The organism is Saccharothrix sp. CCNWYY140 (genome assembly GCF_037401995.1).
GTDB lineage: Bacteria > Actinomycetota > Actinomycetes > Mycobacteriales > Pseudonocardiaceae > Actinosynnema.
This window is the reverse complement of sequence record NZ_JBBEGC010000051.1, coordinates 1-13745: the sequence shown is the minus strand read 5'-3', so window position 1 is coordinate 13745 and position 13745 is coordinate 1. Positions and strand designations below refer to the sequence as shown.

General features: G+C 71.2%; 14 protein-coding genes. 7 read left to right on the top strand and 7 right to left on the bottom strand.

All coding sequences use genetic code 11. The features are described from left to right. Positions 1-47: 47 nt before the first annotated feature. The 3 genes from WBN91_RS22025 to WBN91_RS22015 are packed head-to-tail and all read left to right on the top strand — an operon-like array spanning position 48 to position 3198. The gene (locus tag WBN91_RS22025) at positions 48-719 is read left to right on the top strand and encodes a hypothetical protein (protein ID WP_337726009.1); all 672 of its coding nucleotides are present in this window, start codon (positions 48-50) and stop codon (positions 717-719) included. Then, entirely contained in the window at positions 716-2611 is a 1896-nt protein-coding gene (locus tag WBN91_RS22020) for a YhgE/Pip domain-containing protein (RefSeq protein WP_337726008.1), read from the top strand. The genes WBN91_RS22025 and WBN91_RS22020 overlap by 4 nt, the downstream gene beginning before the upstream one ends. Continuing rightward, entirely contained in the window at positions 2608-3198 is a 591-nt protein-coding gene (locus tag WBN91_RS22015; protein ID WP_337726007.1) for a TetR/AcrR family transcriptional regulator, read from the top strand. The genes WBN91_RS22020 and WBN91_RS22015 overlap by 4 nt, the downstream gene beginning before the upstream one ends. A 335-nt stretch (positions 3199-3533) precedes the next feature. On the opposite strand, the gene WBN91_RS22010 is transcribed toward WBN91_RS22015, so the two are convergent. Both WBN91_RS22010 and WBN91_RS22005 read right to left on the bottom strand, forming a co-directional pair. Further along, positions 3534-4118 (bottom strand): hypothetical protein, encoded by a 585-nt coding sequence (locus WBN91_RS22010; protein ID WP_337726006.1) that lies wholly within the window; start codon positions 4116-4118, stop codon positions 3534-3536. Beyond that, positions 4115-4711 carry a shikimate kinase gene (locus WBN91_RS22005; RefSeq protein WP_337726005.1) on the bottom strand — a complete coding sequence of 199 codons (597 nt, stop codon included), beginning with the start codon at positions 4709-4711 and terminating at the stop codon, positions 4115-4117. The genes WBN91_RS22010 and WBN91_RS22005 overlap by 4 nt, the downstream gene beginning before the upstream one ends. A gap of 248 nt (positions 4712-4959) precedes the next feature. Here WBN91_RS22005 and WBN91_RS22000 point away from each other — a divergent pair, with 248 nt between their 5' ends. After that, positions 4960-5568, top strand: a complete 609-nt coding sequence (locus WBN91_RS22000) for a hypothetical protein (protein WP_337726004.1) — start codon at positions 4960-4962, stop codon at positions 5566-5568. Between the two features lie 73 nt (positions 5569-5641). On the opposite strand, the gene WBN91_RS21995 is transcribed toward WBN91_RS22000, so the two are convergent. The 3 genes from WBN91_RS21995 to WBN91_RS21985 form a co-directional block, all read right to left on the bottom strand. Next, complete coding sequence (locus tag WBN91_RS21995) at positions 5642-6394, bottom strand: STAS domain-containing protein (protein ID WP_337726003.1); 753 nt, start codon at positions 6392-6394, stop codon at positions 5642-5644. Between the two features lie 84 nt (positions 6395-6478). Beyond that, positions 6479-7777, bottom strand: coding sequence for an alpha/beta hydrolase family protein (locus WBN91_RS21990; protein ID WP_337726002.1), 1299 nt, complete (start codon positions 7775-7777; stop codon positions 6479-6481). Between the two features lie 13 nt (positions 7778-7790). Then, positions 7791-8297, bottom strand: a complete 507-nt coding sequence (locus WBN91_RS21985) for a GNAT family N-acetyltransferase (protein WP_337726001.1) — start codon at positions 8295-8297, stop codon at positions 7791-7793. A gap of 76 nt (positions 8298-8373) precedes the next feature. On the opposite strand from WBN91_RS21985, the gene WBN91_RS21980 reads away from it, so the two are divergent. Next, positions 8374-8817, top strand: a complete 444-nt coding sequence (locus tag WBN91_RS21980) for a winged helix-turn-helix transcriptional regulator (protein WP_337726000.1) — start codon at positions 8374-8376, stop codon at positions 8815-8817. On the opposite strand, the gene WBN91_RS21975 is transcribed toward WBN91_RS21980, so the two are convergent. Further along, a complete protein-coding gene (locus tag WBN91_RS21975) occupies positions 8801-9883 on the bottom strand; it encodes a nucleotide disphospho-sugar-binding domain-containing protein (protein WP_337725999.1) in 1083 nt (360 codons plus the stop codon). The genes WBN91_RS21980 and WBN91_RS21975 overlap by 17 nt on opposite strands. Positions 9884-9936: 53 nt before the next feature. Next, positions 9937-12606 (bottom strand): DNA polymerase I, encoded by a 2670-nt coding sequence (gene polA / locus WBN91_RS21970; protein WP_337725998.1) that lies wholly within the window; start codon positions 12604-12606, stop codon positions 9937-9939. A 113-nt stretch (positions 12607-12719) separates the two neighbouring features. Between polA and WBN91_RS21965 the strand changes: the two genes are divergently transcribed. Next, the gene (locus WBN91_RS21965; protein ID WP_337726043.1) at positions 12720-13082 is read left to right on the top strand and encodes a hotdog fold thioesterase; all 363 of its coding nucleotides are present in this window, start codon (positions 12720-12722) and stop codon (positions 13080-13082) included. A 126-nt stretch (positions 13083-13208) separates the two neighbouring features. Next, a complete protein-coding gene (locus WBN91_RS21960) occupies positions 13209-13643 on the top strand; it encodes a DUF4352 domain-containing protein (RefSeq protein ID WP_337725996.1) in 435 nt (144 codons plus the stop codon). The last annotated feature ends 102 nt before the right edge of the window (positions 13644-13745 follow it).

Below are 13745 nucleotides of genomic sequence, written 5' to 3'. Positions count from 1 at the left end.
CTGCGCCACTATTTGAACTGACCGGTCAGTTCAAAAGGAGGGTCCTCGTGGAGATCCACGCCCAGCGCGTCGGCGTCGCCGGGCCGCACGGTCCGCTGCTGCGGCCGACCGGACTGCGCGTGCCGCCGGGTGAGGCGGTGCTGGTCGCGGGCGCGCCCGGGGCCGGGCACACCGCGTTCGGGCTGGTGCTGTCCGGGCGGATGCGGCCGACCACCGGGTCGGTCTCGCCCGACGCCGCCGCGTTGCGCCGCCACGTGGTGCTGGTCGACTCCCCCGGCGTGAACGAGCCCGAGGCGTCGCTGACGCTGGCGGGCGTGGTCGGCGAGGAACTGGCCATGAACGGGCGTCGCGGCGGGCGCAAGGCGGTCGCCGACTGGCTGGTCGAGCGGGGGGCGGACGAGTACCTCTCCACGCGGTACGAGTACGTGCCGGCCGACCTGCGGTGCTCGCTGATGCTGGAGCTGGCTGCCGGGCGGCCCGGGGCGCGGGTGCTGGTGCTGGACACCCCCGACCGCTACCACGGCGATCCCACGACCTGGTGGAAGCTCGCGCGCGAGCAGGTGACCGCCGAGCGGTCCGTCGTCGTGCTGTGCACCACCGTCTCCGCCGCCGCGCTGGACGTTCCCGCCGCGCGCCTGGGCTCGGAGAACCTCGGGGACACCGAAGACGACAACGCCGACGACAGCGCCGCCGCCGGAACCGAGAAGGAGACGAAGTGACCTCCCTGCGGATGGCGTTCAACGAACTGCGCCGCATCACCTCCGGCAAGCTGCCCAAGCTCGCGGTGCTCGCGTTGTGCCTGGTGCCGCTGCTCTACGCCGCGCTGTACCTGTACGCGAACAAGGACCCGTACGCGAACCTCAAGCAGGTGCCCGCGGCTTTGGTGGTGGCCGACAAGGGCGCCACGACGAGCGACGGCCAGGTCAAGAACGCGGGTGAGGAGGTCGCCGCCGAGCTGCTCAGCGGCGACAAGTTCGACTGGCACCGGGTGAGCGAGGAGGACGCCGAGGCGGGCGTGCGCGGCGGCAAGTACACCTTCGCGCTGACGCTGCCCGAGGACTTCTCGCAGGCGCTGCTGTCCTCCGGCGACTTCCAGCCCCGCCAGGGCGTGATCATGCTGACCACCAACGACGCCAACAACTACCTCGGCTCGACCATCGCCAACCAGGTGGTCGCGGAGGTGCGCCGGTCGGTGTCGGTGCGGGTCGGCGCGGAGGCGGCGGACAAGTTCCTGCTCGGGTTCTCCACGATCCGGCAGAAGACGGTCGAGGCCGCCGACGGCGCGACCCGGATCGCCGACGGCACCCAGCGCGCCTACGACGGCAGCGCGAAGCTCGTCGACGGCGCGGTGCCGCTGGCGGACGGGTCGGCGCAGGTGTCGGCCGGGCTCAAGCAGTTGCGGGACTCGACGGCCGACCTGCCGCGCAAGTCGCAGCAACTGGCGGACGGCGCGAAGCAGGTCGCGGACGGCAACGAGACCGTGGCGCGGACCGCCGAGGACTACGCAGCCAAGTCGCAGGCCCTGGTGGGGCGGCTGGACCAGCTCAACGGCGACGTCGCCAACCGCTTGCGCACGCTGGGGTTCACCGAGGAGCAGGTGCAGCGGGTCGTGCAGGCCATGACGGACGTCCGCGCGCCGGTCGACGAGGCCAACGGCAAGGTCCAAGGCGCGGCCGGGCAGCTGCGGACGCTGTCCAACGGCTCGAAGCAGGTCGCGGACGGCGCGGCGCAGCTCGCCGCGTCCACCCCCGCCCTGACCGACGCGATCACCCGGCTGGGCGACGGCGCGGGGCAGGTCGCGGCGGGCAACGCCCAGCTGCGCGACGGCGCGGTGGCGTTGCGCGACGGCGAGAAGGAGCTGGTGGACGGCACGACCAAGCTGCGCGACGGGCTCAACGAGGGCGTCGGGCAGATCCCGAACCCGGACGACCCGACCCGGCACGCCACCGCCGACACCATCGGCGACCCGGTGAACGTGCGCGGCGTCAGCCAGACCTCCGCGGGCACCTACGGCGCGGGCCTGGCCCCGTTCTTCCTCGGCCTGGCCACCTGGATCGGCGCGTTCGTGCTGTTCCTGCTGCTCAAGCCGCTGTCCAAGCGGGGCCTGGCGGCCGGGCAGAACCCGGTGCGGGTCGCGGTGGGCGGCTGGCTGCCGGGGCTGCTGCTGGGCGCGGCGCAGGTCGTGATCATGTTCTCGGTGGTGGTGCTGGTGGTGGACATCCGGCCGTCGCACCCGCTGGGGACGCTGGGATTCCTGCTGCTGACGTCGGCGACGTTCGTGGCCGTGCTGCACGCGTTGAACGCCCTGTTCGGCGCGGTCGGCAAGTTCATCGGCCTGGTGCTGCTGATCCTCCAGCTGGTCAGCGCGGGCGGCACGTTCCCGTGGCAGACCATCCCGGTGCCGCTGTACCCGCTGCACTACGGTCTGCCTATGGGATACGCCGTGGACGGCCTGCGGCACCTGATGTACGGCGGCTCGCTGGGCGGCGTCGGGACGGACGCGCTGATCCTGGTGGCCTACCTCGTCGGCGCCCTTGCCTTGTCGACGCTGGCCGCGTACAAGCAGCGGGTGTGGACCCCGTCTCGACTCAAGCCCGAGCTGGTGCTGTGACCGGCACGCGCCCCGGCCGCACGGCCGTCACCAAGCAGAAGCTGTTCGACGCGGCCCTGAAGCTGGTCGGCGAACGCGGTGCGGCGAGCGTGACGGTCGACGAGATCGCCGCCGAGGCCGGGGTCGCGAAGGGCACGGTCTACTACAACTTCGCCAGCAAGGACGCCCTGGTCGACGCGCTGCTGCGGCACGGCGTCGACCTGCTGGCCGCCCGGTTGCGGGTCGCGGAGGGCGAGGCCGAGACCGACCGGGCGATGGAGTCCCTGGTCGACGGGATGCTGGGGTTCTTCGCCGAATACCCGGCGTTCGGGCAGCTGCTGGTGAGCGAGCTGTGGCGGACGCCGGGGCAGTGGCACGGGACGTTGTCGCTGTTGCGGGACGACATCGTGTCCATCGTGCGTGGGCAGATGCAGCGGTTGTCGGACGAGGGGCGGTTGCCGGAGGGGGTCCAGGTCGGGACGGCTTCGGCGGCGTTGTTCGGGACGTTGCTGGTGATCGCGTTGGACTGGCAGGTGTTCCAGCCGGAGCGGACGTTGGCGGACGTGCGCGAGGCTGTTCTGCTGCTGGTTCGGGGGCTCAAGCCCTGAGTGCGCTTCGCGCTTTCAAGCCGAACGCGCTGCGCGCTCTCAAGATCAAAAAACCAAAAGATCAAAAGCGCCTCGCCGGCGGGCAGGCCGCCAAGGATGGACGGAAGAACAAGGGCGGGGGCTTCTTCCGTCATCCCCGTATGGCCTGGCGGAGCCAACCACACTTTTGGCCGGGTGCCGCTAAAATTTTTGCTCGTTCCTCACAAAAATGTCGGCTGCACCCGACCAAAAGCGTGGTAGCCCTTCGGGCAGGCCATACGGGGATGACGGAAGAAGCCCAGGTAGGAGGTCTGCTGCGCTAGCTACTTCGGGTGCCCTGCGGGCGAGGGGTGGCTCTACGAGCGGACTACCCAGGTGTCCACCTCGCCGATTTGGTGGATTGACGGGGCCTTGCCGTCCAGCGCCCGGTGGACCGCTTCCAAGACGCCTACCGACGTTTCCTCGTGGCTGAGCCAGCGGGTGGTGGAGCCGTGGCGGATGAAGCCCAGGACTACCTGTTGGGTGGGGTGGCCGGTCAGGATGGGGTCGCGGACGCCCTCGCGGGGGTTGATGTCGCCGATGTCGTGGACCTCTACCACCGGGGCATTGGGGGCCAGTAGCGGGGCTACTGCCTGGAGGACGGGGATGCGGTAGCTGGCGTGGACCCAGGCCACCAGGAGGTCCGCCGGGGTGTCGAGCACGGCTCTCACGCGTTCCGCCAGCTCTGCGGGGCGCGACCAGTCGGCCTCGACCAGCTTCGGCTGGTTGCCCTCGACCTCCTGGGGGGTGTGGCCGCGTTTGCCCAAGGCCCGCAGGGCCGCCGAGCCGGGGCCCGAGCCCGCTCGCCTGCTCGGGAGCACCACCCGCCAGCCCTGTGCGAGCAGCTCGTCCGCGCAGCCCTTCAGCATGCCGGTCCCGCCCAGCACCAAAGCCGTCCTCATCGCACCGACCTCTCCCCGCGCTCCGCCGCGCGCCGGAGGGGGCCGGCGCGCCACTGGTCCACCTCACGCTGCCCTCGCAGGCGCACTACCGCCAGTCGGGGGCCGTGCTCGCCGGCCAGGACGGCGGCCACCCGCTGGCCCGTCCTGGTGTGGGACTTCCACGCCCAGCGCAGGATGTGCTCCCGGTCGGTGAACACGGTGTGCAGGGGTGGCTCGACGTTGCCGTTCCACAGTTCCTCGTTGCGCAGCCGGCGGACCACCGTGCGCAGCGTGATGCGGCGCAGCACGGTGTGCTTGCGGTGGTCGAGCCACACCAGGGTGTCGGCGCGTTCCAGCAGCAGCGGCCGGGCGCGGGTGTACTGCCACTCCGTGGCCCAGGTCTCGCCGCGCACGAAGGCCCGGACGTCGGCCTCGAACTCCGGGCGCGGGGTCCACTGTGGACCGTGGAACAGCGAGTCCATCTCCACATAGGACAGCCCGAGTTCTTCGGCGATCTGGCGGGCCAGCGTGGTCTTGCCCGCACCCGAGGTGCCGGCCACGACGACCCGCCGGGGCGACCGGGGCAACTCGTCAGCAGGTCCCAAGAGCGGCACCGGGTCAGGCTACCGTTGCGCCGCCTGGAGTTCACCGAGGTGACGGCGCAACACGGCGCGTACCTTCGCCGGTGTCACGAGGTCCGGCTGGAGCACGCCCCGCACAACCGCGTTCCGGTACTCCGTTCGCCTGTTCTTGAGATGCGATTCACGTAACGCGGGATCATTTGCGTGGAATCGGGAATTTCCGTGTCGGGGGACGCGTCCGAACCCCCATACTGTGCGTACTTCATCCAGGGGGGATTGCCATGACCTACCCGGACTCCGGAAGACCGGAGAACCCGCCTTCGTTCCCGGTGCTGGAGCCCTACAGCCTGCACCCCGAGCAGGTCGCCCAGCCGCCGCAAGCCACGCCGGCCGGCGGGTTCGCCCAGCCCCAGCCGGGCACGCCGCCCGCCGGGTTCGCGCAGCCCGGACCGCTGGGGCAGCCGGGCGGCCAGACGACGTTCACGCCCTCCGGATTCGAACCGAGTGGGACTTCGCCGGCTCCCGCGCCGCGCAAGAAGACCGGGTTGATCGTGTTGTCGATCATCGCGGTGTTGTTCTTCGCGACCGCCGGTGTGTTCGGTGTGCTGTTCGCGAACGAGACGAGCAGAAACGACCGGCTCACCGGTCAGGTGGCGGAGAAGGAAAAGCAGCTCTCCGATTCCGCTAAGCAGCTCAAGGACGCGCAGGACGAGTCCGCCAAGGCTCGGGACGCCCAGAAGGCCGCCGAAACCGCCCGCAAGCGCGCGGAGGACGACAGCGCCTCGGTCGCCAAGTGCCGGGACGCGGCGCGGTCCCTGCGCGAGGCGTTGATCGCGAACGACGACGGGAAGGCCGACCAGGCCCTGCGGGACCTGTTCACCATCTGCTGACAGGCGGACGGCCGATTCTGTCGGTGGTCAGTGGGACAATGGAAGCGGGGGCCGGAGGCCGGCTCCCGCGCGTTCAGCGTGATTCGGGTAGGGCCACGGCGGCCCAGACGATGTCGCCCCGGTCGAGGGTCGGGGTGCAGCCGCAGGCGGTGGCCAGGCGGTGCAGGCGGGTCAGGTCCGGGCCCCGGGTTCGGCGGCCCGGTTTCGCGTCGGTGTAGCGGACGGCCAGGGTCAGTTGCCGGACCGTGCGTTCCACCCGCAGCTCCACCGTGGTGGCCCGGCCGGCCAGGCGTCGGGCGATGACGACCAGTTCGGCCGACAGCAGCACCGCCCGTGCGGTCACCTCGTGCAGGCCGCCCCACGTCTGGCAGGTGCGGCGGGTGAAATCGCGGGCCAGGTCGGAGGCGTCGATGTCGGCGGGCAGCACGGCCTGGTCGCGGCGGCGCGGTGGTGGGACGCCAATACTGGCCAGTGCGGTGCTCAGGCGGTCGTGGCAGGGCAGGAAGCGGTGCAGGCCGGTGCGGCTGATCAGGCGGCGGTGCCGGTCGGTGGTGGCCACGAGCACCACGGGCACCCCCGGCCACCGGCAGCAGCGCAGCCACACCGCCCCGAACACGCCGGCCAGCGTGTCGCTGCCGACCTCCAGCGCGGGCCCCAGCACGACGACCACGGCGGCGGGCTGCTCGGCCACGTGCTTGAGCAACCCGTCCCGCAGGCCGACGTACGTCGTCAGGTCCAGCCGCCCGGCCGGTGACAGCAGCATCACCTCGCCGCGCGCCCGAGCGCGCAGGTCCAGACCGGCGGCGGCTTCCGGCACGGTGTCCACTCCCCATCCCTACCGGCCACCGGCGGCGGGACGCGGTCCTGCACCGGGCACCACCCGGTTGACGGCCCGCCGATCGATACCCCCTCAGCAGGCCGGGAACAGCTTGCGGCTGCCGGTGCCGTAGGCGGTCGGGTCGGTGAACCGGCAGCCGTAGGACGGGGCCGCCACCGCCGCCGGGTCGTCCACGACGTCGCCCTCCGGCCGCTTGCCGGTGTCCACCCACGCGACCAGGTCGTCCCAGGCCGCGCCCGCCTCGGCGGGGCTGAACTCGCAGTGGTTGACCGCCCGGATCGCGCGCTGCACGAGGGCGTCACCGCGGCCGTGCACGACCACGTCCCGCCGGTACTGCTGCTCCATCGAGAACGGCACGAACAGGTCGCCGAGGTTGTGCAGGGACAGCACGGGCGCGGTCGGGCGGCCGGCGATGCGCGGCACCTCGGTGAGCTTCGGCGTCAGCCGGGCCTTGACGTTCTCCGGGAACACGCGCTCGACGGTGGCGTCGAGGTCGACCGGCGCGCTCGGCGCGTACCGGGTGAGGATGTTGGTGGCCAGCTGGCTCGGGTCGGTGGACAGCGCGTCGCCGGTGCTGGTGGCGGACAGCTGGAACAGGAAGTCCTTCCAGAACCCGAACGCCGCCTCCGCGCCGGGGCGGGGACCGCCGGACCGGTTGATCACGACCTGCGCGAACTGCTTGCCCAGGTCGTTGGGCGTGCCGGTGAGGCCGAGGGCCTCCTTGATGCGCGGCACGACGGCGGTCAGGTAGTCGTCGGGCAGCGGGTAGGCGTCGATGCCGGCCAGGGCCTGCGCGACGACCTGGTAGTCGAGGAAGAAGTCGAACAGCTCGTGGTCGCCGAGGACGCCGCACATCGGCAGCGCACCCTTGTAGAAGTGCGGGTACTGCTCCAGCGACCGCCCGGTGACGTGGCCGCCCATCGAGACGCCGAGCAGGAAGACGTCCTTGGGCTTGTCGACCAGCTTCGCGAACTCCTGCGCGAGGTCGTGGATGCTCTCGACGCCGGCCTTCACGTCGTAGTTGTTGGCGTAGTAGCTCGACGCCGCCCACGCGAAGCCCTGGTCGAGCAGCTTCTGCCGCAGGCCGTAGGCGGGCGGGTCCACAGTGAGCACCGTGCTCGCGCCCCGGTAGCCGTGCGCCCACATGGCCAGGCGGCCGTTCCACCGCGGCGGGACCTCGATGGTGTAGGCGGCGTGCCGGTGGACGCCTTGCAGCACGCGGCTGGGCTGTCCGCCGACGTTCGCGGGTGGCAGGGGCGGGTTGTTGATGGTGTACCCGGGGAGCGGCTGGTCCGACGGCGGCGACGCCGAAGCGTGCGGTGTCGTGAGGAGGAGCACCAGGACCGCGGCCAACCCGAGTACCTTTCGCATGGCCCCAGTGTGGTCACCAGCGCAAGTCCGCCACCAGCTCCTCGTGGGTGAGCGTGAAGGTGAGCGGGTAGGTCACGCGGACCACCTCGTCCTCGGTGGGTTCCAGGCGCGCGCCGGGGAAGGCGCGGCGGACCAGCGCCATCATCGCCAGGTTCTCGTGCAGGATGTCGCCGGTCAGCGCGGAGTAGTCCAGGTCGACGGCGAGGTTGCCCAGGGCGGTGATCAGGCGCGTGCCGATCCCCTTGCGCTGCCACCGGTCCACCACGGCGACGGCCATCTCCGCGCAGCCACCGCTGGTGGCGGCCAACCGGGCGATACCGACCGCCCGCTGCTCGCACTCGGCGACCACGGCGGCCCGCTGCCAGCCGTCCAAGTCGATCAACTGGCGGCGCATGGACGCGGTCAGGCGCGGCATCGGGGCGTGGAACCGCAGGTAGCGGCTCTGGGCGGAGAGTCCCTCGAACACCGCGTCGACGGCGGCGCCCGCCCCGGCACGGTCGAGCACGCGAACGGTGGTCATCGGGCACGCCCCCTAAGTTCGGAAACCGAACCCTAACTGGGTCCGGTTTCCGAACGCAAGGGGTATTCTGAGGGTCATGTCCCGCGTGAAGGTGGTCGACGAGCTGTGCACGTTGTCGCTGCCCGCCGCCCTGCTGGGTGAGCGGTGGACGCTGCTGCTGCTCCGGCAGGCGTTCCTCGGGACGCGCCGCTTCGAGGACTTCCAGTCCGCGATGGACATCTCGCGCAGCGTGCTCACCGAGCGGCTGGCGACCTTCGTCGACGAGGGCATCCTGCGCCGCGTCCCGTACAAGGACTCCCGCACCCGCTACGAGTACCGGCTGACCGAGAAGGGCCTGGACCTGTACCCGGTGCTGATGGCGCTGCGGAAGTGGGGCGACAAGTGGATGGCCCCGGCGGACGGCACGTCGTTCGACCTGCACCACAAGGACTGCGGCGGTGACGTCGACGTGCGGGTCGAGTGCACCACGTGCGGCGAGGACCTGGGCGCGCGTGACGTCCGGGTCACGCGCCTGCGCTGAGGCCTTCCAGGCGTGGCACCAGGTCCTCGGGGACGGGCATGGCGGCCATCTCGGCGCTCACCTCACGGGCCGCCGCCGCCAGTGCGGGGTCGGTGACCAGCCGCGTCAGCACCTCGGCGGTGACCTCGCGTTCGGCCAGTCCCGCACCGCGTTCCGCGACCAGCCGGGCGTGCCGTTCGCGGTCCCCCGCGCCGGGTTCCACGAGCTGAGGGATGCCGGCCGCCAGTGCGCTGAACAACGTCCCCGCGCCGCCGTGGTGGACCACCGCCGAACACGTCGGCAGGACCTTCGAGAACGGCACCCAGTCCACCGCGCGGACGTTGGCGGGCAGGGGCTTGTCGGCCAACCGGCCGGGCCTGGCCAGCACGAACTCCGCGTCCACCCGGTCCGCGACCGCCACCACGGCCGCCATCAGCCGGCTCCCGCCGGGGCCGCCCACGGTGCTGCGGCTGACCAGGACGCGCGGCCGGTCCGGTCGCACCGCCAGCCACTCCGGGACCGGACCGTCGCCGCTGTGCGGAACGGCCCGCAGCGGCCAGGCGTCCCCGGTGGCCATGAGGCTGGGCGGGGCGATCCGCAGCACGGCCGCCGGGTCCGGCGCCTGCCACGCCGTGCGGGCCAGGGTGACCGAGGCGAGCTGGGCGCCGTCGAACAACGACATCTCGTGCACCACCGCCGGCACCGACAGCTCCGCCGCCGCCCGCGCGCCCGCGACGGCGAAGGGCTCGTGCACCACCAGGTCCGGCCGCCACCGCCGGGCGTGCTCGACGACGCCGTCGACCATCCGGGCGTTGACCGCGGCGAACAGGTGGGACGCGAAGCGCAGGTCCGCCCCGCCCGCCAGCTCCGAGCACAGGGCGAGCGGGTGCCGCAGCGCGGTGGCGGCGGCGACGCGGCCGAACCGGATGCCCGGCGCGACGTCCACGACGTCGACGCCCTCGACCGCCAAGGCGTCCCCGCCGGTCGCCAGGAGCACGTCGTGCCCGGCGGCGCGCAGAGCGGTCGCGAGCGGCACCATCGGGAACACGTGCCCCACCAACGGAGCCGAGACGAACAGGACCTTCACGCGCACCCCCACGGCGACGGATCACCGAAGCCTAGGACAGGGAGAGATCCGGGCTAGTGGGCGGCGTCGTCCCAGGAGCGGCCCACGCCCACCGACACCTCCATCGGCACCGACAGCTCGTACGCCTTGCCCATCTGCTCGCGGACCAGGGCCTCCACCGCCTCCCGCTCGCCCTCGGCGATCTCCAGCACCAGTTCGTCGTGCACCTGGAGCAGCATCCGCGACCGCAGGCCGGCCTCGGCCAGCGCCCGGAACACCCCGAGCATCGCCACCTTGATGATGTCCGCCGCCGAGCCCTGGATGGGCGCGTTCAACGCCATCCGCTCGGCCATCTCGCGGCGCTGGCGGTTGTCGCTGGTCAGGTCGGGCAGGTAGCGGCGGCGGCCGAGGATGGTCTCGGTGTAGCCCTTCTTGCGGGCGTCCTCGACCACGGCGTGCAGGTAGTCGCGCACGCCGCCGAAGCGGGCGAAGTACGCCTCCTTCTGCTCCCGCGCCTCGGCGGTGGAGATGCGCAGCTGCTGGGCCAGGCCGAACTCCGACAGGCCGTACGCGAGGCCGTAGGACATCGCCTTGACCCGCCGGCGCTGCTCCCCCGTCACCTCGGAGGTCGGCACGGAGAACGCCCGCGACGCCACGAACGTGTGCAGGTCCTCGCCCGACCGGAACGCCTCGATCAGGCCCTCGTCCTCGGACAGGTGGGCCATGATCCGCATCTCGATCTGGCTGTAGTCCGCGGTCATCAGCTCCAGGTAGCCGGGGCCGACCACGAAGGCCTCGCGGATGCGGCGGCCCTCCTCGGTGCGGATCGGGATGTTCTGGAGGTTCGGGTCCGTCGAGGACAGCCGGCCGGTGGCGGCGATGGTCTGGTGGAACGTGGTGTGGATGCGGCCGTCGTCGGCCACCGACTTCAGCAGACCGTCCACAGTGGACTTGAGTCGCGTGACGTCCCGGTGCGCCAGCAGGTGCTGGAGGAACGGGTGCTGCGTGGCCTCGAACAGGTTCTGCAACGCGTCCGCGTCGGTGGTGTACCCGGTCTTGGTCTTCTTGGTCTTCGGCATGTTCAGCTCGTCGAACAGCACCGTCTGGAGCTGCTTGGGCGAGCCGAGGTTGATCTCCTTGCCGATCACCGAGTACGCGTCCTGCGCGGCCTGCTTCACGCCCGCCGCGAAGTGCGCCTCCAGCGCCGCGAGGTGCTCGGAGTCGATCGCGATGCCGACCGCCTCGACCTCGTCGAGCACGTGCATCAGCGGCAACTCCAGCTCAGCCAGCAGGTGCGCCTGACCGGTTTCCACCAGCTGCGCGTCCAGCGCGTCGGCCAGCTCGGCGACCGCGAACGCCCGCACGATGGCCGTCTGGGCGCCCTTCTCGCGCTCCTCGTCCTCGTCGGCGAGCAGGGACAGCTGGCCGTTGTCGGACTCCTCCGCGCGCAGCTCCCGCTTGAGGTAGCGCAGCGCCAGGTCGTCCAGCGCGAAGGACCGCTGGCCGGGCCGGACCAGGTACGCGGCCAACGCCGTGTCGCTGGTGACCCCGCGCAGCGTCCACCCGCGGGCCCGCAGCGCGCGCAGCGGCAGCTTCAGATCGTGGGCGGCCTTCGGCACGGCCGGGTCGGCCAGCCACTCGGCCAGCGCCCGGTCGTCCTCCTCGGTCAGCGCGGCCACGTCGACGTACCCGCCCTCGGCGCCGGCGAACGCCAGCCCCTCCAGGTCCACGCCGGACTGCTTGAACGCCAGCCCCACCCGACCGCCGCGGGCGTGCTGCTGGAGCCACGCGGCCAGCGCGCCGGGCGCGATCGTGCCGCCGGAGACCTCGAAGCCCTCCTCGGCCTCGGGCTCGGCGGTGGACAGGGTGGCGAACAGCCGGTCGCGGAGCACGCGGAACTCCAGCTCGTCGAACAGCCGGTGCACCGCGTCCCGGTCCCAGGGCTTGGCCTCCAGGTCGGTCGGCCCGATCGGCAGCTCGACGTCCCGGACCAGCTCGGTGAGCTGCCGGTTGAGCATGATGTTGTTCAGGTTGGCCCGGATCGCGTCACCGGTCTTGCCTGGCACCTCGTCGACGTGGTCGATCAGGCCGTTGAGCGAGCCGAACTGGTTGAGCAGCTTGACGATCGTCTTCGGGCCCACGCCCGGCGTGTTGGGCAGGTTGTCCGAGGAGTCGCCGCGCACGGCCGCGTAGTCGGCGTAGAGCGCGGGCGTGACTCCCTGCTTCTCCAGCACGAGCTCGGGCGTGTAGCGGGCCATCTCGGAGACGCCCTTGACCGGGTACAGGACGGTCACCTTGTCGTTGACCAGCTGCAACGCGTCCCGGTCACCGGTACAGATGAGGACGTCGTAGCCGAGGGCGGTCGCCTGCGTGGTGAGCGTGGCGATGACGTCGTCGGCCTCGTAGTTGTCCTTCTCCAGCGTGGGGATCTTCAGGGCCGCGAGCACGTCCTGGATCAGGCTCACCTGCCCGCGGAACTCGTCCGGTGTCGCACTGCGACCGGCCTTGTACTCCGCGTAGGCCTCGGTGCGGAAGGTCTTGCGCGAGACGTCGAACGCGACCGCGATGTGCGTGGGCTGCTCGTCGCGCAGCAGGTTGATCAGCATCGAGGTGAAGCCGTAGACCGCGTTGGTGGTCTGCCCCGTGCCGGTCTGGAAGTTCTCCTTGGGCAGCGCGAAGAACGCCCGGTAGGCCATCGAGTGGCCGTCGACCAGCAGCAGGCGGGAGGCTTCTGAGGTGCTCACGGGGCCGAGTCTAGGGTGAGGGTCCGACAGTCATGCACCGAGTGGAGCAGCCCGTGAGCCTCAACCCCGCCGACATCCCCGGCGCCGACCAGGCGGTCGCCGACGAGCAGTTGATGACCCGCATGGGCATCGAGATCACCCAATGGGATGCCGACCGGCTCGTGGGCACCATGCCCGTCAAGGGCAACCGCCAGCCCTACGGCCTCCTCCACGGCGGCGCGAACGCCACCCTGGCCGAAACCCTGGGCTCCGTAGCGGCGGCCATGCACGCGGCCCCCGAACGCATCGCGGTAGGGCTCGAACTGTCGGTGACCCACCACCGGGGCGTCGCGGAGGGCATGGTGACCGGCGTCTGCACCCCCATCCACCGAGGCAGGTCCACAGCCACGTACGAGATCGTCATCACCGACGACCAGGGCCGAAGGACGTGCACGGCGCGGCTCACCTGCTTCCTCAGGGAAGCGCCTAAGGTCTGAGGGGTGCGCTGGGTACTGGGAATCGCAGCGGTCCTGTCGGCAGCGGTGTGCACGGGATGCACCGACGTCCCGGCAGCGTCCGAACCACCTCCCGCGTCCGCATCGGCCACCTACCCGGTGCCGAACGTGCCGGTCCGTCCTGACGAGAAGGTCCTGCGGGTCCCGACGGCGGGTGACGGGGAGGTCGCGTTCACCCTGCTGGGGTTGACGACCGAGCTGCCGAGCCTCGTGGGCAGCCACGCGGAGATGCCGGCGTCCAAGGGCCAGTTCGTGCGCATCCGCATGTCGGTGGTCAACAACGGACGCAGCAGCGTGTCCTTCAACGCCCGCAAGCACGTGCTGTTGGACGACAAGAAGAACGAGTACACGGTGGACCTCCAGGCGATGCTGATCAAGCGCCAGCCGGAGGTGCTGGACCTGGGTGCGAACGTACGCCTGGAGTACGACGTGTACTACGACATCCCGGCAGACGCGAAGCCCTTGGGCATCAAGGTCTTCGGCGGCGCAACCCTAGCCGACCCACAAGACGCATCGGGCACAGAAATCCTCCTCGCCCAATAACCCACGCGAAACCGCCGCGCCAAGTTTTTCACGAAGCTGCCGCACGGCACACCTCTGCCTGGGCTTCTTGCTTGTGTCATCCCCGTATGGCCTGCCCGAAGG

Excerpts from the sequence above, each read along its gene's own strand:
- WBN91_RS22010 (WP_337726006.1), bottom strand. The coding sequence starts at position 4,118 with ATGAGGACGGCTTTGGTGCTGGGCGGGACCGGCATGCTGAAGGGCTGC.
- WBN91_RS22000 (WP_337726004.1), top strand. The coding sequence starts at position 4,960 with ATGACCTACCCGGACTCCGGAAGACCGGAGAACCCGCCTTCGTTCCCG.
- WBN91_RS21990 (WP_337726002.1), bottom strand. The coding sequence starts at position 7,777 with ATGCGAAAGGTACTCGGGTTGGCCGCGGTCCTGGTGCTCCTCCTCACG.
- WBN91_RS21985 (WP_337726001.1), bottom strand. The coding sequence starts at position 8,297 with ATGACCACCGTTCGCGTGCTCGACCGTGCCGGGGCGGGCGCCGCCGTC.
- WBN91_RS21980 (WP_337726000.1), top strand. The coding sequence starts at position 8,374 with ATGTCCCGCGTGAAGGTGGTCGACGAGCTGTGCACGTTGTCGCTGCCC.
- WBN91_RS21965 (WP_337726043.1), top strand. The coding sequence starts at position 12,720 with ATGACCCGCATGGGCATCGAGATCACCCAATGGGATGCCGACCGGCTC.